This window comes from Pseudomonas sp. G3-19 (genome assembly GCF_054855875.1).
The window spans coordinates 2,655,968-2,678,629 of record NZ_JBMPIQ010000003.1 but is presented as its reverse complement, the minus strand read 5'-3'; the positions used below and the strand labels follow the sequence as shown (position 1 = coordinate 2,678,629).

Below are 22,662 nucleotides of genomic sequence, written 5' to 3'. Positions count from 1 at the left end.
GCTATTCCAGCATCTTGCTCAGCAACCAGCTCCCCGCCGGCCCCGGCGGATACAGCCGCGACCACAACGCATCGACATACACCGGCCGCGGCCAGCCGCGCACCGTCAGTTCCACCAGCGAGCCATTACCGAAACGCGCCACCAGCCAGCGCGGCAGCGCCGCCCAGCCAAAGCCCATCTCCGCCATTTCCATCAGCATCAGGTAACTCGGCGCCGACCACACCCGGCCCTTTGCCCGGCTGTCGTAGGGATTGACGATGGTCGCCAGGCGCAACTCGCGATGCTGCTCCAGCACCTGCTGGTCGACCCGTTCGACACGGGTCAGCACATGATCATCTTTGACGAACAGCGCCAGGTCAGTGCGCTCGGCGACGGTCGAGGTCACCAGATCCGGTGGATAGGTGTCCTGCATTTCGGCAAACGCCAAGTGTGCGCGGCCACGCTGGACCAACTCGATCAGGTCGTCACACTCGGCGATCAAGCATTCCAGTTCCAGGTCCGGATAACGCTGCTCGAAGCCGACCAGTGCCGCTTCGAAGCGCGCCGATTGATAGGTGTCGGAAATCGCCACCGTCAGCTTCGGCTCCACGCCTTGGGCCAGTTGCCGGGCGCTCATTTCCATACGACTGGTGGCCGCCAGAATCGCCTCGGCCCGTTGCAGCATCACGTGCCCGGCCGGTGTCAGGGTCGGTTTGCGGCTGCTGCGGTCGAACAGAATCAGGTCCAGATCGATCTCCAGGCTGGCCACTGCCGCACTGATGGTCGACTGACTGCGCCCCAGCTTGCGCGCCGCTGCCGAAAACGAACCCTGAGTGGCCGCTTGCACGAACGCCAACAGCACTTCTTGCGAAGCCATGAACTATCGCCTTGATCGATGGTTATTGGTTATGAAGTATCGGTATGAGGGCAGATTATGGCAACCCTCTTCACTCAAGGAGTCAGGCCATGACTGCCAACAAATCCATCACTGAACGTATCTTCCAGGCCATCGGTTTCGAGTGTCTGGCGATCCTGATCTGTACCCCGTTACTGGCGTGGATCATGGACAAACCGCTGCTGGACATGGGCGCGGTGACCGTGCTGATCGCTCTGCTGGCGCTGGCGTGGAACGTGCTGTTCAACGGCTTTTTCGACCGCATGCTCAAGCGCCTGAACGTCGCGCACAACGCCTGGACGCGGGTGGTCCACGCGCTGCTGTTTGAGGGCGGATTGATCGTGATGGGCGTGCCGCTGATTGCCTGGTGGTTGTCGGTCAGCCTGTGGCAGGCGTTCTTGCTCGACATCGGCGTTCTGCTGTTTTTCCTGCCGTACACCTATGTGTATCACTGGGGGTATGACGTGGTGCGCGAGCGCCTCGTGACCCGCCGGGTATGCGCGGGATAAGCACAACCTGTGGCGAATGCAAAACCTGTGGCGAGGGGATTTATCCCCGATGGGGCGCGTAGCGGCCCCTCTTTTTATCCAGAAAAGAAGGGCCTGCTGCGCAGTCCATCGGGGATAAATCCCCTCGCCACAGAGGCTCTCACCAAGAAAGTTTTTAGTGAATGGGGGGGTTAGAGGAACATTCCTCCCGATGCCTCGACCCGCTGCCCGTTGATCCACTGCGCACCCGGCGCCAGCAGCATCGACAGCGCGCCACCAATATCATCCGGCTGCCCGGCGCGACCCAGTGCGGTATTGCTCGCGACCATCGCGTTCAACGCCGCGTTGTCGCGCACCGCACCGCCACCAAAATCAGTCTCGATCGCGCCCGGCGCCAGAATATTCACGCCGATCTGCCGCGCACCCAGCTCCTTGGCCTGATAGCGGGTCAGCACTTCCATCGCGCCTTTCATCGCCGCGTAAGCGGCATAACCCGGCAGGCTGAAGCGGGTCAGGCCGCTGGAGATGTTGATGATGCGCCCGCCGTCATTGATCAGCGGCAGCAGTTGCTGAGTCAGGAAGAACGGCCCTTTGAGCTGGATATTCATCAGCAGGTCGAACTGTTCCGGGGTGGTCTCGGCGAACGCCGCGTGCACACCGATCCCGGCGTTGTTGATCAGGAAGTCGAAACGCGGACGGTCCAGTTGCTGCAACGCTTGTTCAACTCGTTTGGCGAAATCGGCAAAGGTTTCGCTGCGACCGACGTCCAGTTGCAGCATCACGGCTTTGGCACCGCGTTGTTCCAGTTCAGCCACCAGCGCCTGGGCTTCATCGGCGCGGCTGTTGTAGGTGCCGATGATGTCCACGCCTTCGGCGGCGAGGTGCAGGGCGGCGTTCTTGCCCAGGCCACGGCTGGCACCGGTGATCAATGCGATTTTGCGGCTCATGTGAAATCCTCGATTGCGGTGAGTGGTGATGAGCGAAGTTTATTTATCCGCCATGGGATGATAAACAGACTGAAACCGGAATCACTGATCGACTCAGCCGAACAATCAACGGGTGTCCTCATGAACAAACTGGAACTGCTGCGCACCTTCGTCCGGGTCAGCGAACTGTCGAGTTTCACCCTGGCCGGCGAGAGTCTCGGGTTGCCGCGCTCGACGGTTTCCGAACATGTGCAGGCCCTGGAAACCCTGCTCGGCACCCGCCTGCTGCAACGCACCACGCGCAAGGTGCAGGCGACTCAGGACGGCCTGGTGCTGTACGAACGCAGCAAGGATCTGCTGTCGCACATGGACGAGATCGAGGGTCTGTTTCGGCAGGATCCGGCGTCGCTGAGCGGGCGGATTCGTGTCGACATGCCGAACATCCTCGCGCGGCGCCTGATCATGCCGTTGCTGCCGGAGTTCATGGCGCGGCACCCGAATCTGGAACTGGAAATCAGCAGCACCGACCGCCGTGTCGATCTGCTCAGCGAGGGTTTCGATTGCGTGGTGCGCATCGGCGCGCAGCCGGATCAATCGGTGGTGGCGCGGCACTTGGGCGACTTCCCGATGATCAACTGCGCCAGCCCGGCGTACCTTGAGCGCTACGGCGTGCCGCAGACGCTGGAGGATCTGGCGCAGCATCGGCTGGTGCACTACGTCGGGGTGCTCGGTTCGCGCTCGGAAGGGTTTGTGTATGAACAGGACGGACAGGTGCGGCGCCTGCCGATGGCTGGCAGCGTCACGGTCAACAGCACTGATGCTTACGAGTCGGCGTGCCTGGGCGGCTTCGGCCTGATCCAGGTGCCGCGCACCGGCATGCAGCCGCATCTGGACACCGGTGAGCTGCTGACTGTGCTGCCGCAGTTCACCGCGCCGGCGATGGCGATTTCAATCCTGTATGCACGGCAACGGCACTTGCCGCTGCGGGTGCGAGTGTTCATGGAGTGGTTGGGCGATGTCATCCGTTCCACTCTCTAATGCCTGACACAAATCAAACTGTGGGAGTGGGCTTGCCCACGAAGAGGCCGGCCCATTCAGCATCGATGTTGACTGATCTGACGCCTTCGCGAGCAAGCCCGCTCCCACAGGGGGGGGGCGGTGGGTGAAGTATTCGGGGCTGGTCGCGATCCAGGGTGGCAGTGGGCTTGCCCACGAAGAGGCCGGCCCATTCAGCATCGATGTTGACTGATCTGACGCCTTCGCGAGCAAGCCCGCTCCCACAGGGGTGGACGGTGGGTGAAGTATTCGGGGCTGGTCGCGATCCAGGGTGGGAGTGGGCTTGCTCACGAAGAGGCCGGCCCATTCAGCATCGATGTTGACTGATCTGACGCCTTCGCGAGCAAGCCCGCTCCCACAGGGGGGGGCGGTGGGTGAAGTATTCGGGGCTGGTCGCGATCCAGGGTGGGAGTGGGCTTGCTCACGAAGAGGCCGGCCCATTCAGCATCATTGTTGACTGACCTGACGCTTTCGCGAGCAAGCCCGCTCCCACAGGGGGGGGCGGTGGGTGAAGTATTCGGGGCTGGTCGCGATCCAGGGTGGGAGTGGGCTTGCTCACGAAGAGGCCGGCCCATTCAGCATCATTGTTGACTGACCTGACGCTTTCGCGAGCAAGCCCGCTCCCACAGGGATCTAAGTCGATCAGAAGATCTGGGTGAACAGCCAGTACAGGCTGCCCGACAGCAGAATCGCCGCCGGCAAGGTCAGCACCCACGCCATCAGCAGATTGCGGATGGTCTTCATCTGCAAACCACCGCCATTGGCGACCATGGTCCCGGCCACGCCCGATGACAGCACGTGAGTGGTCGACACCGGCAAACCGAACATGTCCGCCGCGCCGATGGTCAGCATCGCCACGGTTTCCGCCGAGGCGCCCTGGGCATAGGTCAGGTGGGTCTTGCCGATTTTTTCACCGACCGTCACCACAATTCGTTTCCAGCCAACCATGGTGCCGAGGCCCAGGGCGATGGCCACGGCGATCTTCACCCACAGCGGGATAAAGCGTGTGGCGTTGTCGATCTGCTGTTTGAACAGTTGCAGTTTGTCAGTGGTGTCGGCGTCGAAATTGCCGACCTTGTTTTTGTCCATCAGGCGAATGCTTTCGCTGGCCAGGTACATGTCGTTACGCACGTTGCCCATGGCCTCGGCCGGGACTTTCGACAGCGAGCCATAGCCTTTGACCTCTTCGCCAATGTGTCCGGTGAGAGCGGCGAGGGCGGGGATCAGTTGCGGCGTGGCTTGCTTGCTGCGCACGTAATCGGACAGTACCGGACGCGGATCCACCGGGGCTGGCAGCGGGGTGTTTTTCACCAGCGCTTGCTGGGTGACTTCGGCGACGGCAGCGAACTGCAGCGCCTGATCGGCGGGCATGGTGCGGTTCAAGGCGTAAGCCATCGGCAAGGTGCCAACCAGAATCAGCATGATCAGGCCCATGCCTTTCTGCCCGTCGTTGGAGCCGTGGGCGAAAGACACGCCGGTGCAGGTGGCGATCAGCAAACCGCGAATCCACCACGGTGGCGGGTTGTTGCCTTCCGGCGCCTTGTACAGCGCGCGATTCTTGATGAAGGCGCGCATGGCCAGCAGCAACAGCGCCGCGCAGCCGAAGCCCACCAGCGGCGACAGCAGCAGGGCGTAACCGATCTTGGTCGCCTGTGCCCAGTCCACGCCGCTGGTACCGTCGCGCCCGTGCATCAAGGCATTGGCGACGCCGACGCCGATGATCGAGCCGATCAGGGTGTGGGAAGAGGAGGCCGGCAGGCCCAGCCACCAGGTACCGAGGTTCCACAGGATCGCCGCGATCAGCAGGGCGAAGATCATCGCGAAACCGGCGGACGAACCGACCTGCAGAATCAGCTCCACCGGCAGCAGGGCGATGATGCCGAACGCCACGGCGCCGCTGGACAGCAGCACCCCGAGGAAATTGAAGAACCCCGACCAGACCACCGCCACATTTGGCGGCAGCGAGTGGGTGTAGATCACCGTCGCGACCGCGTTGGCGGTGTCGTGGAAACCGTTGACGAACTCAAAGCCCAGCGCAATCAGCAGCGCTACGCCGAGCAGCAGGAACGGGGTCCAGGTGGTGACGGTGGTGCCCAGTTCATGCATGTCGTGCATCAGGCTGTAAGCGGTGAACAGCATCCCCATGGCGAGCACCGCGAAGAACACCACGTAAGTGAACGGGCCGGGTTTTTTATCAAGTGCCGGCCGGCCGCCGTGGGCGGACGTGGGGCGGGCGGCGGTCAGGGAGGGAGTAGCCATGAGCGGACAATCCTGAGCGAGGGAAGGAGTGTCGGTCATGATCGTTGCTAAATATTACAGAGAGACTGCGGCAGGTCAGTGTTTGGCGGATTAGCTCACCGCTGATCTGTTGAGCCCATTCCTGAGTGCAGGAGGGGAAGTTGATTTAAGGTGAGCTGTTTGTGGTGAGGGGATTTATCCCCGATGGGTTGCGAAGCAGCCCCAAAAACCATTCATCTCGGTTTATCAGCTAAAACGCGTCCATCGGATATACGACTGCTACGCAGCCGATCGGGGATAAATCCCCTCGCCACAGGACCTCTGTCACCACAATGGATCTGTGGTGGGCAAGGGTCAGTAATCCCCACGCTTGCGAAAAGCCCAGCGCCCGGCAATCACGGTAAACGTCGCCACCAGCGCCACCAATATCCAGAACCCCTCCGGATCCGTCGCCAGCGGCACGCCGCCGACGTTCATGCCGAAGAAACCGGCGATGATGTTGATCGGCAGCGCCAGCACCGTGACCACGGTCAGGGTGAACAGCGTGCGGTTGCTCTGTTCGTTGAGGTTGGCGGCGATCTCTTCCTGAAGCAGTTTGATCCGCTCGCCGAGGGCGGTGAGGTCGTTGATGATCAGCGCGAACTCCTCGGTGGATTTGCGCAGCTCCTTGACGTCCTCCTTCTGCAGCCACGGCGGCGGACGGTTGAGCAGGCGCAGCAGCGAACCCGGCTCCAGCGCCAGCAGCCGTTGCAGGCGCACCAGTACCCGGCGATTGGCGCCGAGTTCGGCGCGGTTGGTCGACAGCCGTGAGGAGAGCAATTCGTCCTCGACCTGATCGACGCTCATGCTGGTCTTGCGCACGATCTGCGTCAGCACTTCGCCCTGATCACGCAGCAAGTGCACCAGCAGTTCCGACGGCGAGCGAAAGCATTCGCCGGCCTTCACCGACGAACGCAATTTGTCCACCGAGTGCAGCGGTTGCAGGCGTGCGCTGACGATCAGTTTGCTGCGCACGCAGACCCACAGCGTCGACACGTCTGAGGAAACCATGCTGCTGAGGTTGAACACCACGTCGTTGACCACTGCCAGCAACGCCGAGTCAACGTGTTCGATGCGCGTCGAGCGCGAACCTTCGTGCAGCGCCTCGAAAAACTCTTCGGGCAATTGCAGATGACTCTTCATCCAGCGCTCGCACGCGGCGTGCGCCAGGTTCAGGTGCAGCCAGAGGAATTCATCACTGTCGCTGTCGTCTTGCAGACAACGCAGGGCGGTCGCCGAATCGACTTCGCGGCCACGTTCACCGGGACGAAAACGGAAGCCGTAAAGCAGACCGAACAAATCAGGATCGCGATGACTGAGGTCGAGGCTGTGGTTCATGGAGGCTCGCTGCGAGGAGGGCGCGTCGGTCGCGGAATGGCAGGTTCACTGAGCCGCATCATCGCAATCACACATGACGCTTGTGTGACTGCAAAATGACAGTGATCGTGATCATTACCGGCAATCCTGTGGGAGGGGGCTTGCTCCCGAATGCGGATGATCATTGAGTGATGATGTGGATGACACGCCGCTTTCGCGAGCAAGCCCGCTCCCACCCCTGGGCCATGGTCGATCACAGTCTCTTAATTCACCTACCAATGGTCGGATTTTCTTCAAGAAGCGCTCTGGTACGCCGATCACGCTTGGGTTGCGTTGCGCGCGCTTGGCCATGAGCCAAGGCTCGCCGACACGGATGTCCGGCAAAATTCCACGCCTTACCGGGCGTGCCTCATCCCTGTCCTGAGTATCTCGCGATGCTGCAAAAATCCTTGAGAGCACAAATTCTCGCCCTACTGGGCGGCAGCCTGCTGGCGATGCTGTTGATCGCACTGGCCTGCTTTCATTTCCTGTCCAACGGCGTGCAGAACTACAGCCAGTTGATCGCCGGCCCCTTGCACACCTCACAATTGATTGACGAGGCCAACCTGCAATTCAAAGTGCAGGTGCAGGAGTGGAAAAACGTCTTGCTGCGCGGCAAGCAACCGGCGGACCTGGCCAAGTACTGGAGCCAGTTCGAAGATCGTCAGCGCGATGTGCAGAATATTCTCGGTGAACTGGCCGGGCAGAAAGGCCTTGAGCCGGCGCTGAAATCCCGCATCGAACGCTTGCGTGATGAGCACCGCCAACTCGGCAGCGCTTACCAGAAGGGCCGCGATGCCTACGTCGCTGCCGGTGCCGATCCAACGGCTGGCGACAGCGCCGTCAAAGGCGTGGACCGCGCCACCAGCGATCAGATGAGCGAACTGGTCGCCGAGTTGCGCAAGCAGGGCACCGAACAGTCGGCGCAGATCAGCGCTAGTGCTGACAGCACCGTGCTGCTGGGGATACTGGTGATGCTCGGCTCGGGTCTGCTGATCGGCTTGCTGAGCCTGTGGCTGGTCAACCGCAACCTGATCGAGCCGATCCGCAAGCTGATCGATTACGTTACCCAGTTGAGCCGTGGGCGCCTCGCCGAACGCGTTGCCAACGACCGTCAGGACGAGTTGGGCAACCTTGCCGCCGCGGCCAATACCCTGCGTGATTTCCTCGCCGAAACCTTCACTCATCTGCAACGCAGCGCCAGTGATCTGGACAGCGCCAGCGGCGAACTGAATGCGATCGCCACGACCATGGCCGGGGGCACCAACGAGCAGTTCAACCGCACCGATCAGGTGGCCACGGCGATGAACGAAATGTCTGCCACTGCCCAGGAAGTCGCCCGTCACGCGGCGGATGCGGCGCGCGCCGCCGACGATGCCGACCAGTCTGCCCAGCAGGGTGAAAAGGTCATGCAGGGCACCATCCACACCATCACTAAGATGCGTGGCGAAATTGCCAACACCGCTGAAGTGATTCGTCGTCTGGAAAGCGACAGCGGCCGCATCGGCAAGGTGCTGGAAGTGATTCGCGGCATCGCCGAGCAGACCAACCTGCTGGCGCTTAACGCGGCGATTGAAGCGGCGCGGGCCGGTGAAGCCGGACGCGGTTTTGCGGTGGTCGCTGACGAGGTGCGCAATCTGGCGCAGCGTACGGCCGAGTCGATCATCGAGATCAACCAGATCATTCAAAACGTGCAGACCGGTGCCGTGGACGCTGCGCAAGCGATCGAAAGCGGTCAGGCGCGCAGCGACGAAAGCGTCGAGCAAGTGACTCAGGCCGGTGCGATGCTGGAGCGCATCACCCACGCCGTGGAAGCGATCCGCGACATGAACCGCCAGATCGCCACCGCCGCCGAAGAGCAGACCTCGGTGGCCGAAGACATCTCGCGCAACCTGACCGAGATCACGTCCATCGCCAGCACCAACCTCAACAGCGTGCAGCGCACCGAAAGCGCCAGCCAGAACCTGCATGGCCTGTCCGGGCAACTCAATGAAGTCACCGCGCGCCTGAGCGCCTGACGTCCGCCGACGTGTACCGGTTCGGTTACCGAGTCGGTACACAGTCGATCTCAAATCCGTGCGAGTGCCGCCGATGGCCGGTTATCTATAACCGGCATTGGAGCCCTCCCATGGTCAGCATCACCTCTGTTTCGATCAATCAGACCGTCAGCACCGCCACCAGCAAGACCAGGATCAGCGACGCGAGTGACGACACCTCGACCCCTGCAACCAGCAGCGCGGGCGTCAGCGCCGATACCAGCAAAGTGGCGGCTGGCGGGGGCGCGGCTCCGGCGGGCGACAGCAGTTCCGACAGCAGCGGTGAGTCGGATTCGGTGAAAGAATTGCGCAAGCAGATCGCCGAGCTGCAAAAGCAATTGCAGGAGCAACAGCAAGCGCTGCAAGCGGCTCAGGCCAAGCAGGAAGACGCGGATGCCAAGGCTGCCGACGTGGCGTCCGCCGAGTCGCAAATCTCCAGCACTTCGGCTTCGTTGCAGACGGCCACGGCGGCGTTGTTGCAGGCGTTGCAGGATTCCGGGTCGAGCAGCTCGGGGTCGTTGGTCAGCACTTCGGCTTAAGCATCACCGCAATACTTTTGTGGGAGCGGGCTTGCTCGCGAATGCGGTGTTTCAGTCACCGAAAATATTGACTGACACGACGCCTTCGCGAGCAAGCCCGCTCCCACAGGGGATTTGTGGTGTGTCTCAGATTGTGGGCAGGCTGAAGGTGAACAGCGTGCCGCTCTGTGCGGTGGACGCCACATGCAAATGCCCGCCGTGGGACTGGGCGATCTGGCTGGCGATGTACAGCCCCAGACCGAGCCCGGCCTGGGGCGCGCTGCCGGTCGGGCGCGAGTAAGGCTGGAACAGGTGCGGCAGGATCGCCTCGGGAATATGCCCCTGATTCTTCACCCCCAGCATCAGCGCACCGTGCTCGACTTGCGCGATGACCTCAATGTCGCCCTCCGGGTCGCCATGGGCCACGGCATTGGCCAACAGGTTCGACAGCAGTTGAGCAATTCTCGCGCGGTCACAGGGCAAGCCCTGCAAGTCGCCGATGGACGCACGAATCGTGCGCTGCGGATGCACGTTGCGAATCTCCGTCACCACTTGTTGCACGGCTTCGGTCAAATCCGCGCAGGGCTGGATATCCACCGGAATACCCTTGCCCAACCGTCCGCGAGCAAAGTCGAGCACGTCATCCACCAACCGTGTCGCCCTTTGCGCACTGCCAAGGATATTGCGTATCCGCACCTCGATGGCCGGATCCGGATGCTTGCGCAGAAGCATTTCGGCGCCAGCGCTGATGGCGAACAACGGGTTGCGCAAGTCGTGGCCGAGAACGGCGATGAATTGTTCGCGCAACTCGGCGGTTTCGCGCTCCTGCAACAACGCGGTTTCGGTGCGCTGCGCGTTTTCCTCGGCTTCGATCTGCAACGCGAGCATCCGCGCGAACGACTCCATGGTGCTCTGGATGCTGCTGGACTTGAGTTGCGCGGGGTTCGGATCGAGCGCGCAGATCGTGCCGAAAAACCGTCCGTCAGTGCGGAACACCGGCACCGAGATATAACTCTCGAATTTGTACAGGCGCGGGGTGTGATGATCGCGGTAGAGCGGGTCTTCGCTGGCCTTGTCGATCACCACCGAGGTGTGCGCAGCACGGATTTCGTGGCACAGCGTGGTGACCACATCCAGCTCGCCACCAACCTGCAGGCCGAAATCCAGCTGATCGAGGACGGCGCAGGCTGTCCACGAATCCTCGGTAACCCGCGCCACGGCGGCAAAGCGCAGGCCGGTCAGTTCGCGGATCACTTGAAGGATCGCCGGAACCGCGCTGATCCGTCCGATTGTCGCGATGTCTGCTGCCGCTGTCTGCCCCATGCCCATCGCTCTCGGCTGCAATCGTTTATCTGATGCTCGCCATACTAGCGGTCTGATGGCGGTTTTGGCATCCCTTCAGGCTGCATCCGCGTGATTCGCCGGGCAACGGACGCAAAAAAGCCGCACGATCGCTGATCGTGCGGCTTTGCTTTGGCGGTGTATCAGGTGTCTTGCTTGTTGCTCAGCACTTTGCCGGTGGTGGCGTCGAAGTCGACGTCGAACTCTTTGCCATCGGCGGTTTTCAGCTCGACTTCGTACTCGTAACCGTTGAAGTGGTTATCCAGATCGGTGTCGGTGATGGTCGCACCCGGGTGCAGTTTCAGCGCTTCGGCGTTCATCGACTCCAGCGACTTGATCTTGCCGGATTTGACCAACTCAGGGATCTGGTCGACACGCACATCGGCTTGGGCCAGGCCAGCAGTCAGGGTCAGGGCAGCGGCGGTAAACAGGGCAGTCAATGTTTTCATCGGGTCATTCCTTGGGTTGTTCGTTGAAGTGGGCTCAGGTTAACCACCGCAACTTAATTCACCCTTAAAACCCCACATCGCGTGCAGCGCTCTTGTGGGAGCGAGCCTGCTCGCGATGCGGACAACCCGGTCTGCTGATCAGAACCCGTTGTTCTTCAACACCTGATCAACACTGGCACTGGCCGGGCGCTTGTAGAACTTCAACAGTTCGCTGGCGCGGTTGGTGAAGATGCCATCAACGCCCGCCGCCATGACTTTCTCGAAATCCACCGGCTCATCGACGGTGTAGACGTGCACCAGCATGCCCTGATCGTGGGTGTACTGGCTCATCCACGGTTGCACCAGATCCGAATAGCTCTGGTCGCCGCCCTTGGTCAGCCTGGCCGAAGGGCCGGTGCCGATGGCGCCCTGCGACTTGGCGAAATCAACCCATTGCTTGAATTCGGCTTCGGACTTCGGCTCCTGCTTGCCGTAGAACACGTTCTTGTCCTTCTCGCCGGACTCGGCAAAGGTCACCTTCGATTTCGGCTCGATGCTGCCTTCGCCGACCCACAGCAGCAGGATTTTCGGCACTTGCGGCATTTCCTTTTGCAGCAGTTCGAGGCTGTTCTTCTCGAAAGTCTGCAGGCTCACCTTGCCTTTGCCCTGGCCGACGGCCAACTCGCTTTTCGCCAGTTTCGAACCGGCCGGGCTCAGCCAGCCGCGATCTTGCAGCTTCTCTTTGAGGTCATGCTCGATGCCCGGAAACAGCTGCGGCTCCTTGGTTTCAATGTAAAGACCCGGCTTGTGTTTCGGGTTGGCCTGGGCGATGTCGATGATTTCATCGAGGGTGAGGATTTTCAGCCCGGCGTAGGACGGACGCGCGCGATCCGGGTAAGCCTTGTTGTACCAGCTGCCGGCGTCGAGGGTTTTCAGTTCGGCCATGGTGAAGGCGGTGGCCGGGCTGTCTTTACGCTCCGGGAATTTGGTCGCGACGTCGGTGGTGCGTTGCAGGTTGTTGTCGTGCAGGGCGAACAGCACGCCGTCCTTGCTGCGCTGCAAATCCATTTCCAGGTAGTCGGCACCGAGGTCGCGGGCCAGTTTGTAGGAGGCGGCGGTGGACTCCGGTGCATCAAAGGACGCGCCACGGTGAGCGATCACGGCTGGATGCGGGATGCCATGGGCGGCGGCAAGCGCGTTGACGTCAGTCTGGGCGGCGTGGGCCTGGCCGAGACCGAGCATCAGGCTCAGCATGAGGGCGCTTTTGGTGAAAGTGGCGGGCATGTTCGAGTTCCTTTCGCAGGGCATTTTCAAAGACGTACCTTTTAACAACTGAATCGATTGGGTGCTATCGCCAGACCGACATAAACGTATTAAAAGCGATTTTTCCTGCACTTTTGTGGCGCGGTTTGCAGTACGCTTGCCCTCGGCAGACGCCCCGGCAGAGGGCGCGCCGATTTCGTTGCCCTGCGTGTAAACCATCGATGATTTTTCGTGAGGTTTACCATGCGCATCACTTCCCAACTCATCTGTCAGGCCGCCGATGACCTCAAAGGTTTCGTCGGTCTCAACCGCAAGACCGGCCAGTACATCGTGCGTTTCAGCGAAGATTCGTTCGGCATGGACGTCGCCGATGACGGCATCATTCCTGTGAATGAATTCGTCTGGGCGCCGGCCTCTGAGACGACCATGACCTTGAAGCGAGAGCTGATTCAGTTGTTGCTGGACCAGAACATCGATGACCGGATCAACATCAGTGAGCCGTTGCGGGTGTACATGAGCAAGGTTGAGGTGCCGGAGATTGTGGCGGTGCGCAGTCTGGTGAAGGGTTGAAGTTTTTGTATTGACGGTACTGGCCTCTTCGCGGGCAAGCCACGCTCCCACAGGTTTTGAGTTGTTCTGAAGATCACGCTGTACCTGTGGGAGCTGGCTTGCCAGCGATGAGGCCGGTGAGAACACCACCCAATTCAAAGCCCAAGCGCGGTACCTGTGGGAGCGAGCTTGCTCGCGAAGAGGCCAGTCAGCGCGCCGTCAAAGTCACTGCCCAAACCGATACTCGCGCTCCACCCGACACACCCGGGTCTGAAACTTCGAATACCACTGCGCCCGGCCGCGCGCCTGAATCACCCGGTGCTCGGGATGCTCGCGCCAGGCCAGAATCGCCGCCTCGCTCTGCCAGTACGAAATGGTGATCCCGACCCCGTCTTCTCCACGAATCGAATCAATGCCGAGAAATCCCGGTTGCTCGCTGACCAACTCCATCATGCGCTCGGAGGCCGCGGCATAACCGTTGTCACCCTCGGTGCGGGTGGAGGTGAAAATCACCGCAAAGCAAGGCTCGTTCGGCTTCATGGATGTTGCTCCGCACATGCTTCGACAAACGCCCGCACCAGTGGCGGAACCAGGCCCTTGAGCGCCGCACGTTCTGGTTGAAACAATGTGGCGACAAAAAACACATGGTCAGTCAATTCGATCGCGCGCAAGTCGCCCGCCGAATCATGGCCGACAGCGTGTAGCCGATGGGTCAGCAACTCTCGTTCGAACCGCGGATTCACCCCGAATCGGCAGCGATAGCCTTCAAAAATTTCGGACGTTTCGTACGCCTTGGCGATCAACGAACCGGCGACCAGATGAATGCTGTCCACCGCCTCCACCAACGCACAGGTCAGCGGTGTGAGCACGGCTCGCGGTGAATCCGGTGATGTTTCGCCATGCTCGGCATCGGCCCAGCCCAGCACATTGCGGGAAAACTCCAGCAGCGCATGCTGAAAACCACCGCAGGTGCCGAGGAAAGGGCGCTGTTGTTCGCGGGCAAAACGGATGGCCCTGAGTGCACCGGCCTCACTTTTGTAGGGGCTGGCCGGGACGCACCAGAACCCGTCGAAGTGATACAGCGCAGTGTCGGCGTGTATCTGCTCGGTGGGCAGCCATGCGAATTGCACATCGCGGCCGCTCTGTTCGGCGATCAGGCCAAGGGCAACGGGGATCGCCTGGTGGGCGGTGACTTGCGGATCGTGATCGCCGATCAGGGCGATGGAAATGGCGTCCATGGGATTTCCTTGATTTGAGTGAGTGATGAACCTCTGTGGTGAGGGTGTGCAGTTGTCGATCACCGGGGCTCACTATAGATTGGCGTTCACGCACTCAATATTGGCGTTTCCCCAAGTGATCAATGCAGCGACGCACTATCGACTCGATTACCCGGATCTGGCGCTGATCCTTGCGTTGGTGCGCGGCGGCTCTCTGGCCCGGGCGTCGCAGCTGCTCAGGGTAGATGTGTCGACGGTGTTTCGCGCGGTACGTCGTCTGGAGTCAGCGCTGGGTCAACAATTGTTCGAAAAGAGCCGAGCCGGTTACCTGCCAACCACCCTCGCGCAGACTCTGGCCGAGCAGGCCGAGCGCGCCGAACAGGCACTGGAAGCGGCGCGGATTGGTGTCGAGCAGGGCGGTGAAGTGGTCAGCGGCACGGTGCGCCTGACGTGTACCGATTCGGTGCTGCAAGGGCTGTTGTTGCCGGCGCTGGCGCAGTTCATGCCGAACTATCCGGCGTTGACTCTCGAGCTGAGCACCTCCAACGATTTCGCCAACCTCAACCGCCGCGATGCCGACATCGCCCTGCGCCTGACGCGTACGCCGCCAGAGCATCTGGTCGGACGGCAACTGGCGAAGATTTCCTACCGGGTCTGCGCCAGTGCGCGTTATCTGCAAAACGTCGATGCGACGGATCTGGCGGCGCTGACATGGATCGCCCCGGACGAGTTTCTGCCGGATCACCCGACCGTCGCCTGGCGCCGTCAGCAGTTGCCCGGCGTGACCCCGGCTTATCGCTGCAACAGCATGCTCTCGGTGACTGAACTGGTGCGCGGCGGACTCGGTGTGGCGGCGTTGCCGGACTTTCTCATTACCGAAGGTTTACAGGCTCTCAGCGAACCGTTGCACGGTTACGACACCGCGCTGTGGCTGCTGACCCGCCCGGACTGCCGGGCGTTGCGCTCGGTGGTCACGCTGTTCGATGAACTGGGGCGGGCACTGCGGTTGCCGTGATCAGCGTTGCGGGTTCTGGCAGATGTGCGCATGCAGTTCGCGGGTCAGGCCTTCGATGCGCTCGGTCAGGCTCTTGGTCATTTCGGTGAGGCGGGTGTTCTGCTCCAGCAGTTCGAGCAGTTGCGCGGTGGTCTGCGCAGCCTGAGCCTGGCGCTCACTGTTGGCCACGGCCAGCGCTTCACGGTGTTGCGCGTCGGCGTCCGATTGCGCCTTGTCCCGCGCGGCTTGCCGGGTTTGTGCCAGCAGGATCAACGGCGCGGCGTAGGCGGCTTGCAGGCTGAACGCCAGGTTGAGCAGGATGAACGGGTAGACGTCGAACTGCGTCACGCCCAACACGTTGAGACCGATCCACACCGCGACGATCACGGTTTGCGCACCGAGGAACAGCGGCGTGCCGAAGAATCGCGCGAAGGCCTCAGCGCGCAAGGCGAACGTGTCGTTGCCGAAGGTGGTGTTGAGGTGGGCGTGGGGGCGGTGGAAGCGCAGGTGGTCGACGGGGGCGGTGGTGGGCGTTTCGGGTTTTTCTGTGGTCATGATGGGCTCGGCAGGACTTGGGACTGAAGGTCACTATAGTCCTGCATCGAGGCTTATAGCCCTTTCGCGAGCAAGCCCGCTCCTACAGGGATTGAGTCGATCACTTAACTTGTGATCAACCCAGAACCTGTGGGAGCGAGCTTGCTCGCGAAAGAGACGACGCGGTCTTTCACCCTGGCAAGTCTCTCAGCCCGGCGCCCGCTCATTGGCAAACATGCTCACCGCCTGCACCGCTTCACTGGCGCCATCGCGGATCTGCAGAATCACGCTGCCGGCCTGATCCGCCAGTTCAACGCCTTGCGCCGCCCGCCCGCGAGTGCCTTCCATGCTCTTGATCGCCTGACGGGTTTCGCTTTGGATCAGGCCGATCATGTTGGAAATCTCCGCCGTCGAGCCGCTGGTACGCGCCGCCAGTTGCCGCACTTCGTCCGCCACCACCGCGAACCCGCGCCCCTGGTCCCCGGCGCGCGCCGCTTCAATCGCCGCGTTGAGCGCCAGTAGATTGGTCTGGTCGGCAATCGCGCGGATAGTGTTGACGATCGCCGTGATCTGCTCCGAGCGTTCGCCAAGTTGCGCGATCAGCGTTGATGACTGCGCGATATCGTCAGCGATTTCGCGCATCTCACTGGCCGCCTGCTGGATCACCTGAGTGCCTTGCTCGGCGACTTTCCGGGTTTCCACCGAGATGTGATAAGCAGCGCTGGCGCTGCGCGCATCGTGCTCGTGCTGCTCGACGCGGGCGGTGACGTCCGTGGCGAATTTCACCACTTTGCACAACCGCCCGGCAGCGTCGTATACCGGGTTGTAGTTGGCCTCCAGCCACACACTCTGGCCGCGCTTGTCGACGCGTTCGAACTGACCCTGAAACAGCTCACCCTGATTCAACCGCCGCCAGAAATCCTCGTAGGCGCTGCTGTTGACCAGCTCCGCGCGGCAGAACAAGCGGTGATGTTTACCCTTCAGTTCAGCGAGCGTGTAACCCATGCGCGTCAGAAAATTCTGGTTGGCGGTGAGAATGCCGCCGTTGAGGTCGAATTCGATCACCGCCATTGCCCGGTCGATCGCCTGCAGCTTGGCATTGGCCTCGCTTTCCTGCTGAACCTTGGTCGTCACGTCCATGGCGAACTTGACCACTTTGACCACGCGTCCCGACGCATCCTTGATCGGGTTGTAATTGGCTTCCAGCCAGACCGGCTGGCCCTGGCTGTTGATCCGCTCGAAGGTACCGGACTGGAACTGGCCGTTTTTCAGGCGCGACCACAGTTCGGTGTATTGCGCGCTGCGGCCAAACTCCGCGGTGCAGAACAAGCGATGCGGCTGGCCGATCACCTGTTCGGCGCGGTAACCCATGGTTTTGAGGAAGTTGTCATTGGCCTTTAACACTACGCCTTCAAGGTCGAACTCGATCACCGCCATGGAGCGATTGATCGCTTCAAGCAGGCCGTTCTGTTCGGTGATGGTGTGTTGAAGGTCGTTGAGTTCGGACTGGTGGCGTTTGAAAAACATAGGGGCAGTACCTGGAAGTAGGGAAAGACGAGGTTTGTGTCCCTGTTTCCGCGCTGGCAGAGCAAATGCTGGATGAGCATTTGCCATTGACTGCAAAGTGCCAGCATCCAGGCTGACGAGCCGATCTTATACAAACTGCTTTGAGTTGTACAAGAAATTGCAAATCAGTTTTTTCAAGGCTGAGGGCGCGGGCGTCTTCTTAGCCCGGACTGCTCAGCGCCACGCTGATGGTGTTACGTCCCGTGTGCTTGGCGGTGTACAGCGCTTTGTCGGCGTCATCCAGCCAGGCAACCGCGTCGCTGTACGACGGCTGAAACCGGGCCAGACCGATACTCAGGCTGACGTGCAGCTCTGGCACATCCGGGTGCCGATATTGATCCAGCGCCTGACGCAATCGTTCCATTTGCGCCTCGGCTTTATTGAGTGGCTGGTCGGGCAGGATCAGGCAAAACTCGTCGCCGCCATAACGACCGGCCCGTTCACCTTCGGCAAGCAGCCCTTTGAGTGCCTGGCTCAACTCGCGCAGCACGGCGTCGCCAACGATGTGCCCATAGTTGTCGTTGATGGTCTTGAAATGATCGATGTCGATCAGCGCCAGAATGTCCTGGGTGTTGTTATCTCGGCACCGGGTGAAACGCGTATGGAGCAGATCCTTCCAGGCGCCGTGATTGAGCAGCCCGGTGAGGCTGTCGGTGCGGCTCAGGTCTCTGAGTGCACGTTTGTGTTGTGCAAGTTTGATCGCCAGTTGGTAACTGACCATGCCCAGGGCCAAGGGGTACAAGGTCAGCATCGGCAGGCAGGCCCAAACCTCGATTTGCGTCATCGTCAGGCTGAACTTGAAGCCGAACAGTAAACAGCCCAGCAGTACGCCGGCCACTTGGGCCAGGGCACCGAGCAGGAACAGACGTCGTCCACCGGCGGCGACATTGTTCATGGTCATCATCGACAGGATGGTCACGGTGGTCAGCGGATTGAACTGAAAGCACGCGGTCCAGAAGCCCCCGCACAACGAGTCGTACAACAGGTTGCGGCGTTCGGCATGGTAGGGGAAGGTCGAGCGGGTCGAAACCTGATAGGCCAGATGCGGCCAGATAAAACCGTTGAACACCAGCAGCGCCCAGAGCCAGGTCGGCATGTGCAACGGATACAGCGCGGCCGCGACGCTGAAAAAGCCGACACCCAGACCGATGATCCTGGGCAGATAAATGCGTCTGGCGAATGACAAGCCTTTGCCGCGTTGATTTTCCATGATGTCCTGCGCCAGATTCATCCTGAAATACTTTGAAGTGTTTTTTCAGGTTGACCGTTCGTCGGTCAATTGTCGGACATTGTCATTTATTCCAACGGGAATAATCAGTGTCCTTCCGAGCCATTTAATCGTAGCGGGGCGCAGGAGAGGGCCGGTTTAGAGCTGGTATCTGGCCAGAAACATCTCCATGGCCGACTCGGCCACGGCTTTTTGCGTGTCTGCATCCAGCGGCGGCAGGCCCATGGAAATCTGCGGCCAGAAACCGAACGACTTCAACAGCCCTTGCACCTGCTGCGCGGCGAATTCTGCGTTCACGGTTTTCAGTCGACCATCCGCCAGTGCCGCGCGAATCCACACCGTCAGACCTTCTTCGCGCTCGCCCATGCGCGCCACCATGTCCTGCGCGCGCTCCGGGGAATGGATGGTGGCGGCAATCGCCACCCGTGCCAGCCCGAGAAAGTTGTCATCGGCCATCATCTGCAGTTTAGCCAGCAACATGGGCAGCAGTTGCTCGCGCAGCGGCTGATCCGCGCGATAGGCCACGGTTTGCTCGTCGGTAATCCGTGCCCAGAGTTGGTTGAGAATTTCGGCGAACAGCTCTTCCTTGCTGGGAAAGTGGTTGTACACCGTGCGCTTCGACACCCCGGCGGTGGCCGCGATTTTGTCCATGCTGGTGACCTCGAACCCGTTGGCACGGAATTCGGCAATTGCCGCCTGGATGATGGCTTCGCGTTTGCGGTCGGTGAGGCGTTGTGGAACTGTCATAAGTACGCTTCGGCAGAGAAGGGGTGGAATTACACTTGGCAGTTTACTTGTCATCACGTTTCATGCAACCTAGAAACTACACCGCCCAGTGTAATGTTGCGTTAATCCGCGCAACCTAAAAACAGACAGTTCGGCTGATGCGTGCGTGCCTTGGCCATTTATCGTCCCACCGTGAAAAACCGTGAATTGCGCGGTTTTTCTGGAGTCTCTCAGTCATGGCCAATCCAGATTTTTCTGCGGATCAAACTTCCACGCCTGAAGCCTCTCGCCAGGATCAAGGGCTGTTCCGTAACCATGCGCCGGTGCAACGCGAAGGTGGGCGCAAGATGCTGCGGATCATGTGGAACATGATTTTCAACAAGCCCCGCAATACCCGTCCCGCCGCCGCGATCCCGGTGCAACCGCTGACCCGTGAAGACCTGCTGGCAGCACCGAATCACAGCGTTTACCGCCTCGGCCACTCGACCCTGCTGCTGAAAATGCGCGACAAATTCTGGATCACTGACCCGGTCTTCGCCGAGCGTGCCTCGCCCGTGCAATGGGCCGGCCCGAAACGTTTTCACCAGCCGCCGATCAGCATCGACCAGTTGCCGCCGATCGAAGCGGTGATCCTGTCGCACAACCATTACGACCACCTCGATTACCAGGCGGTGCTGAAACTGGCAGCCAAAACCAACTATTTCCTGACCCCGCTTGGCGTCGGCGACACCCTGATCAAATGGGGCATCGACGCCAGTAAAGTTCGCCAGTACGACTGGTGGCAGGGCACCGAAATCGCCGGCATCCGCTTCGTTGCCACTCCCTCGCAGCACTTCTCCGGCCGCAGCCTGTTCGACAGCAACAGCACCCTGTGGGCCTCGTGGGTGATGATCGACGGCGATACGCGAATCTTCTTCAGTGGCGACAGCGGCTATTTCGACGGCTTCAAACGCATCGGCGAACAGTACGGCCCGTTCGACCTGACCCTGATGGAAACCGGCGCCTACAACGTCGAATGGCCGCACGTGCACATGCAACCCGAGGAAACCCTGCAGGCGCACCTCGACCTCAAGGGCCGTTGGCTGTTTCCGATCCACAACGGCACCTTCGACTTGGCGATGCACGCCTGGCATGAACCGTTTGACCGGATTCTGGCGCTGGCCTGGGAGCGTAGTGTTTCGATTACCACGCCGCGAATGGGCGAGGCGTTTAATTTGATGCAGCCGCAGCGGGGGCACACGTGGTGGCTGAATATGGAGCAGGATGTGTCGGAAAACGCCCCAATTGCTGGTAGCGGCTACAAGTCGGGATGACTTTTCCTACTGTCGGTAGTCCAGCTGGCTGACAGCTCTTTCCTATGTCCTCGGTAGGCTTGGTCGCGAGTGAATGAATCACTCGTGATTAGCCTAAACAAGGACGATAGACATGACGCATTTCTTCAAACGTCGCGTGAATACGCTGACGAAATCCATATTGGTCGCACTGGCAGCGACAGGAGTCGCTGCCAGTGCCCATTCGGCCACTGATCTTCATTACGCCAGCGTCAGTGAACTCAGCAAAATGATGGCCGACAATGAGCTCACTGCTGTTGAACTGGTTGAACACTTCCATCAGCGAATTGCCGACCTGGACAGGCAAGGCCCTGCTATCCACGCCATCGTCGAACTGAATTCACAAGCCATCGAAATAGCTACCGCGCTGGATAACGAGCGTAACGAGGGGCTGTCGCGTGGTCCGTTGCATGGTATTCCGGTACTGCTCAAAGACAATTTTGATACCGCCGACAGCCTGCAAACCGGCGCCGGCTCCTTGGCCATGGTCGGCCAGCCGGCAGCCAACGATGCCTTTGTGGTTAAACAGCTGCGGGATGCCGGCGCGATTATTCTGGGTAAAGCCAACATGAGTGAATGGGCTTATGTGCGGGAAATGGGTTTGCCCCATGGTTGGAGCGGACGTGGTGGGCAAGGGAAAAACCCACATGCACTGAGCGAGGAGATCTGCGGTTCCAGTTCTGGATCGGCCGCTGCCGTGGCTGCCGGTTTCGCGCCGATCTCCTTGGGCACGGAAACCAACGGTTCGATCACTTGCCCGGCATCGGCCAATGGCGTAATCGGCGTCAAACCCACCTTGGGTCTGTTCAGTCGCACCGGGGTGGTGCCAATCACCCGTCTGCAAGACACCCCAGGCACTTTGACACGGACTGTGCGTGACGCGGCGATGATGTTCAACGTGTTGCAAGGCACGGATGCGGCAGACTCCGCGACATCGATCGCCCCGACAGGAATCGACTACACGGCGCTGCTGGCAAACGATGCCCTGCAAGGCAAGCGTATCGGTTATCCCGTCGCATACGAAGGAACGGGCGGTGTGACGCTGACCCCTGGAGTGGAGTTTCAGAAGGCAATAATCACGCTCGAGAAACAAGGTGCGACGCTCGTGCCAGTGACCGTTCGTTTACCTGATATCGATAATTTCGTACCCGGTCTGATGGGCGCGATGAAATACGAATTGGCTGAATATCTCGTCAGCCGTTCCGGTCTGCCGATCCAGTCGTTGCAGGACCTGATCGACTTCAATCAGCTCAATCCCGGCAAAGAGGGCTATGGGCAGGCCACGCTCGAAGCGATGAATGCGCTGGACATGACTCACGAACAGGCCAGCGGATTGATCTTGAGCATCAGCAAAAACTTCAAGGACGCCATTGACGAGCAACTACGCGAACACAACCTCGACGCAATGGTTGCCGAAGCGGATGGTTACTCGCAATTTTCTGCCGCAGTGGCTGGTTATCCGGCGGTAACCCTGCCATCGGGCATGAGCGCTAACGGTATACCCACGTCCGTGTTCTTTTTCGGCAAAGCATGGAGCGAGCCGCAATTGTTCGCCATGGCCTACAGCTATGAACAAGCCTCGGCCGAGCTGCGGCACCCTGCGTTCAAGTAATCATTCCACCTAAGCAAAATCCCCACGCTCTGCAACGTTCTGCTGCATGGCCTGGGGATTCAATTTGCGACCCGGCGCAAACCCGGGAAAGAACACCAACCCTTGTGCCTCAAACCGATAAGCCAACGCCAGCCGCGTCGCATCCGCCACGTCCTGCTGCGCTTCAAACCGCTGGATATCATCCACCGCAACCTCCGCCTCGCGCGACAGTTGTTCCACGCTCCAGCCCAGCATCGCTCGGGCCTGGACGCAGTGCGTCGGGGTGAACTGGAAAAGGGCAATGCGTTCGAGGATGTGGTTCATCGCAAGAGAGGCCATGGTGTGCTCCGGGCTCAAGAGTGC

At 60.5% G+C, this 22,662-nt stretch carries 21 protein-coding genes and 3 pseudogenes; 9 read left to right on the top strand and 15 right to left on the bottom strand.

The annotated features are described in order from the left end of the window. Window position 1 precedes the first annotated feature (1 nt). Window positions 2-856 (bottom strand): LysR family transcriptional regulator, encoded by an 855-nt coding sequence (locus ACOYXI_RS12345; protein WP_134787152.1) that lies wholly within the window; start codon window positions 854-856, stop codon window positions 2-4. Between the two features lie 89 nt (window positions 857-945). Here ACOYXI_RS12345 and ACOYXI_RS12340 point away from each other — a divergent pair, with 89 nt between their 5' ends. Next, a complete protein-coding gene (locus ACOYXI_RS12340; protein ID WP_098965205.1) occupies window positions 946-1,383 on the top strand; it encodes a multidrug/biocide efflux PACE transporter in 438 nt (145 codons plus the stop codon). A 170-nt stretch (window positions 1,384-1,553) separates the two neighbouring features. Here the strand turns inward: ACOYXI_RS12340 and ACOYXI_RS12335 are convergent, their stop codons facing one another. Next, complete coding sequence (locus ACOYXI_RS12335) at window positions 1,554-2,309, bottom strand: SDR family NAD(P)-dependent oxidoreductase (protein ID WP_123588718.1); 756 nt, start codon at window positions 2,307-2,309, stop codon at window positions 1,554-1,556. Between the two features lie 120 nt (window positions 2,310-2,429). Here ACOYXI_RS12335 and ACOYXI_RS12330 point away from each other — a divergent pair, with 120 nt between their 5' ends. Further along, window positions 2,430-3,326, top strand: coding sequence for a LysR family transcriptional regulator (locus ACOYXI_RS12330; protein WP_134787151.1), 897 nt, complete (start codon window positions 2,430-2,432; stop codon window positions 3,324-3,326). Window positions 3,327-3,986: 660 nt separating this feature from the next. On the opposite strand, the gene ACOYXI_RS12325 is transcribed toward ACOYXI_RS12330, so the two are convergent. Together ACOYXI_RS12325 and ACOYXI_RS12320 are read right to left on the bottom strand one after the other, a co-directional pair. Then, complete coding sequence (locus ACOYXI_RS12325; RefSeq protein ID WP_115989069.1) at window positions 3,987-5,603, bottom strand: inorganic phosphate transporter; 1,617 nt, start codon at window positions 5,601-5,603, stop codon at window positions 3,987-3,989. A 333-nt stretch (window positions 5,604-5,936) separates the two neighbouring features. After that, window positions 5,937-6,959 (bottom strand): transporter, encoded by a 1,023-nt coding sequence (locus ACOYXI_RS12320; RefSeq protein ID WP_183784307.1) that lies wholly within the window; start codon window positions 6,957-6,959, stop codon window positions 5,937-5,939. Between the two features lie 413 nt (window positions 6,960-7,372). On the opposite strand from ACOYXI_RS12320, the pseudogene ACOYXI_RS12315 reads away from it, so the two are divergent. The 3 genes and pseudogenes from ACOYXI_RS12315 to ACOYXI_RS12305 form a co-directional block, all read left to right on the top strand. Further along, window positions 7,373-8,062, top strand: a pseudogene (locus ACOYXI_RS12315) (methyl-accepting chemotaxis protein); the annotation flags it as partial. 165 nt (window positions 8,063-8,227) lie between these two features. After that, window positions 8,228-8,995, top strand: coding sequence for a methyl-accepting chemotaxis protein (locus ACOYXI_RS12310; RefSeq protein ID WP_371921119.1), 768 nt, complete (start codon window positions 8,228-8,230; stop codon window positions 8,993-8,995). 110 nt (window positions 8,996-9,105) lie between these two features. After that, window positions 9,106-9,552: a hypothetical protein gene (locus ACOYXI_RS12305; protein ID WP_096795042.1), complete on the top strand. Its 447-nt coding sequence runs from the start codon at window positions 9,106-9,108 to the stop codon at window positions 9,550-9,552. Window positions 9,553-9,678: 126 nt separating this feature from the next. On the opposite strand, the gene ACOYXI_RS12300 is transcribed toward ACOYXI_RS12305, so the two are convergent. The 3 genes from ACOYXI_RS12300 to ACOYXI_RS12290 all read right to left on the bottom strand — a co-directional run bounded on the left by ACOYXI_RS12300 (window position 9,679) and on the right by ACOYXI_RS12290 (window position 12,584). Continuing rightward, on the bottom strand, window positions 9,679-10,854 hold the full coding sequence (locus ACOYXI_RS12300) for a GAF domain-containing sensor histidine kinase (protein ID WP_210558849.1): 1,176 nt from the start codon (window positions 10,852-10,854) through the stop codon (window positions 9,679-9,681). Window positions 10,855-11,015: 161 nt separating this feature from the next. Then, entirely contained in the window at window positions 11,016-11,321 is a 306-nt protein-coding gene (locus ACOYXI_RS12295) for a PepSY domain-containing protein (protein ID WP_007917758.1), read from the bottom strand. A 138-nt stretch (window positions 11,322-11,459) separates the two neighbouring features. Further along, window positions 11,460-12,584: a glycerophosphodiester phosphodiesterase gene (locus ACOYXI_RS12290; protein ID WP_461674893.1), complete on the bottom strand. Its 1,125-nt coding sequence runs from the start codon at window positions 12,582-12,584 to the stop codon at window positions 11,460-11,462. A 222-nt stretch (window positions 12,585-12,806) separates the two neighbouring features. Here ACOYXI_RS12290 and ACOYXI_RS12285 point away from each other — a divergent pair, with 222 nt between their 5' ends. After that, window positions 12,807-13,133 carry a DUF2025 family protein gene (locus ACOYXI_RS12285; protein ID WP_095137098.1) on the top strand — a complete coding sequence of 109 codons (327 nt, stop codon included), beginning with the start codon at window positions 12,807-12,809 and terminating at the stop codon, window positions 13,131-13,133. Window positions 13,134-13,337: 204 nt separating this feature from the next. Here ACOYXI_RS12285 and ACOYXI_RS12280 read toward each other — a convergent pair whose 3' ends face one another. Together ACOYXI_RS12280 and ACOYXI_RS12275 are read right to left on the bottom strand one after the other, a co-directional pair. Then, window positions 13,338-13,652, bottom strand: a complete 315-nt coding sequence (locus tag ACOYXI_RS12280; protein WP_134787146.1) for an antibiotic biosynthesis monooxygenase family protein — start codon at window positions 13,650-13,652, stop codon at window positions 13,338-13,340. After that, on the bottom strand, window positions 13,649-14,350 hold the full coding sequence (locus ACOYXI_RS12275; RefSeq protein WP_461674892.1) for a CTP synthase C-terminal region-related (seleno)protein: 702 nt from the start codon (window positions 14,348-14,350) through the stop codon (window positions 13,649-13,651). The genes ACOYXI_RS12280 and ACOYXI_RS12275 overlap by 4 nt, the downstream gene beginning before the upstream one ends. A 52-nt stretch (window positions 14,351-14,402) precedes the next feature. On the opposite strand from ACOYXI_RS12275, the gene ACOYXI_RS12270 reads away from it, so the two are divergent. Then, a complete protein-coding gene (locus tag ACOYXI_RS12270; protein ID WP_027612611.1) occupies window positions 14,403-15,344 on the top strand; it encodes a LysR family transcriptional regulator in 942 nt (313 codons plus the stop codon). On the opposite strand, the gene ACOYXI_RS12265 is transcribed toward ACOYXI_RS12270, so the two are convergent. From ACOYXI_RS12265 to ACOYXI_RS12245, 5 genes and pseudogenes are all read right to left on the bottom strand, one after another. Continuing rightward, on the bottom strand, window positions 15,345-15,878 hold the full coding sequence (locus ACOYXI_RS12265; RefSeq protein ID WP_135296379.1) for a DUF1003 domain-containing protein: 534 nt from the start codon (window positions 15,876-15,878) through the stop codon (window positions 15,345-15,347). A gap of 186 nt (window positions 15,879-16,064) precedes the next feature. Next, a pseudogene (locus ACOYXI_RS12260) lies at window positions 16,065-16,502 on the bottom strand (methyl-accepting chemotaxis protein); the annotation flags it as partial. 108 nt (window positions 16,503-16,610) lie between these two features. Continuing rightward, window positions 16,611-17,294 (bottom strand): annotated as a pseudogene (locus tag ACOYXI_RS12255) (PAS domain-containing protein); the annotation flags it as partial. Window positions 17,295-17,583: 289 nt separating this feature from the next. Beyond that, window positions 17,584-18,633 carry a diguanylate cyclase gene (locus ACOYXI_RS12250; protein WP_461675564.1) on the bottom strand — a complete coding sequence of 350 codons (1,050 nt, stop codon included), beginning with the start codon at window positions 18,631-18,633 and terminating at the stop codon, window positions 17,584-17,586. Window positions 18,634-18,789: 156 nt separating this feature from the next. Continuing rightward, window positions 18,790-19,398 (bottom strand): TetR/AcrR family transcriptional regulator, encoded by a 609-nt coding sequence (locus tag ACOYXI_RS12245; RefSeq protein ID WP_282412778.1) that lies wholly within the window; start codon window positions 19,396-19,398, stop codon window positions 18,790-18,792. Window positions 19,399-19,613: 215 nt separating this feature from the next. Here ACOYXI_RS12245 and ACOYXI_RS12240 point away from each other — a divergent pair, with 215 nt between their 5' ends. Next, a complete protein-coding gene (locus ACOYXI_RS12240; RefSeq protein WP_461674891.1) occupies window positions 19,614-20,690 on the top strand; it encodes an MBL fold metallo-hydrolase in 1,077 nt (358 codons plus the stop codon). 112 nt (window positions 20,691-20,802) lie between these two features. Next, window positions 20,803-22,320 (top strand): amidase family protein, encoded by a 1,518-nt coding sequence (locus tag ACOYXI_RS12235; RefSeq protein ID WP_461674890.1) that lies wholly within the window; start codon window positions 20,803-20,805, stop codon window positions 22,318-22,320. Window positions 22,321-22,329: 9 nt separating this feature from the next. On the opposite strand, the gene ACOYXI_RS12230 is transcribed toward ACOYXI_RS12235, so the two are convergent. Then, window positions 22,330-22,638, bottom strand: a complete 309-nt coding sequence (locus ACOYXI_RS12230) for a helix-turn-helix domain-containing protein (RefSeq protein WP_027612618.1) — start codon at window positions 22,636-22,638, stop codon at window positions 22,330-22,332. Between the last annotated feature and the right edge of the window lie 24 nt (window positions 22,639-22,662).

Bases quoted from the DNA above. Each gene is read 5' to 3' on its own strand.
- ACOYXI_RS12340 (WP_098965205.1), top strand. From the start codon at position 946: ATGACTGCCAACAAATCCATCACTGAACGTATCTTCCAGGCCATCGGT.
- ACOYXI_RS12310 (WP_371921119.1), top strand. From the start codon at position 8,228: ATGGCCGGGGGCACCAACGAGCAGTTCAACCGCACCGATCAGGTGGCC.
- ACOYXI_RS12290 (WP_461674893.1), bottom strand. From the start codon at position 12,584: ATGCCCGCCACTTTCACCAAAAGCGCCCTCATGCTGAGCCTGATGCTC.
- ACOYXI_RS12250 (WP_461675564.1), bottom strand. From the start codon at position 18,633: ATGGAAAATCAACGCGGCAAAGGCTTGTCATTCGCCAGACGCATTTAT.
- ACOYXI_RS12240 (WP_461674891.1), top strand. From the start codon at position 19,614: ATGGCCAATCCAGATTTTTCTGCGGATCAAACTTCCACGCCTGAAGCC.
- ACOYXI_RS12330 (WP_134787151.1), top strand. From the start codon at position 2,430: ATGAACAAACTGGAACTGCTGCGCACCTTCGTCCGGGTCAGCGAACTG.
- ACOYXI_RS12245 (WP_282412778.1), bottom strand. From the start codon at position 19,398: ATGACAGTTCCACAACGCCTCACCGACCGCAAACGCGAAGCCATCATC.
- ACOYXI_RS12320 (WP_183784307.1), bottom strand. From the start codon at position 6,959: ATGAACCACAGCCTCGACCTCAGTCATCGCGATCCTGATTTGTTCGGT.
- ACOYXI_RS12280 (WP_134787146.1), bottom strand. From the start codon at position 13,652: ATGAAGCCGAACGAGCCTTGCTTTGCGGTGATTTTCACCTCCACCCGC.
- ACOYXI_RS12345 (WP_134787152.1), bottom strand. From the start codon at position 856: ATGGCTTCGCAAGAAGTGCTGTTGGCGTTCGTGCAAGCGGCCACTCAG.
- ACOYXI_RS12235 (WP_461674890.1), top strand. From the start codon at position 20,803: ATGACGCATTTCTTCAAACGTCGCGTGAATACGCTGACGAAATCCATA.
- ACOYXI_RS12230 (WP_027612618.1), bottom strand. From the start codon at position 22,638: ATGGCCTCTCTTGCGATGAACCACATCCTCGAACGCATTGCCCTTTTC.
- ACOYXI_RS12325 (WP_115989069.1), bottom strand. From the start codon at position 5,603: ATGGCTACTCCCTCCCTGACCGCCGCCCGCCCCACGTCCGCCCACGGC.
- ACOYXI_RS12335 (WP_123588718.1), bottom strand. From the start codon at position 2,309: ATGAGCCGCAAAATCGCATTGATCACCGGTGCCAGCCGTGGCCTGGGC.
- ACOYXI_RS12275 (WP_461674892.1), bottom strand. From the start codon at position 14,350: ATGGACGCCATTTCCATCGCCCTGATCGGCGATCACGATCCGCAAGTC.
- ACOYXI_RS12285 (WP_095137098.1), top strand. From the start codon at position 12,807: ATGCGCATCACTTCCCAACTCATCTGTCAGGCCGCCGATGACCTCAAA.
- ACOYXI_RS12300 (WP_210558849.1), bottom strand. From the start codon at position 10,854: ATGGGGCAGACAGCGGCAGCAGACATCGCGACAATCGGACGGATCAGC.
- ACOYXI_RS12265 (WP_135296379.1), bottom strand. From the start codon at position 15,878: ATGACCACAGAAAAACCCGAAACGCCCACCACCGCCCCCGTCGACCAC.
- ACOYXI_RS12295 (WP_007917758.1), bottom strand. From the start codon at position 11,321: ATGAAAACATTGACTGCCCTGTTTACCGCCGCTGCCCTGACCCTGACT.
- ACOYXI_RS12305 (WP_096795042.1), top strand. From the start codon at position 9,106: ATGGTCAGCATCACCTCTGTTTCGATCAATCAGACCGTCAGCACCGCC.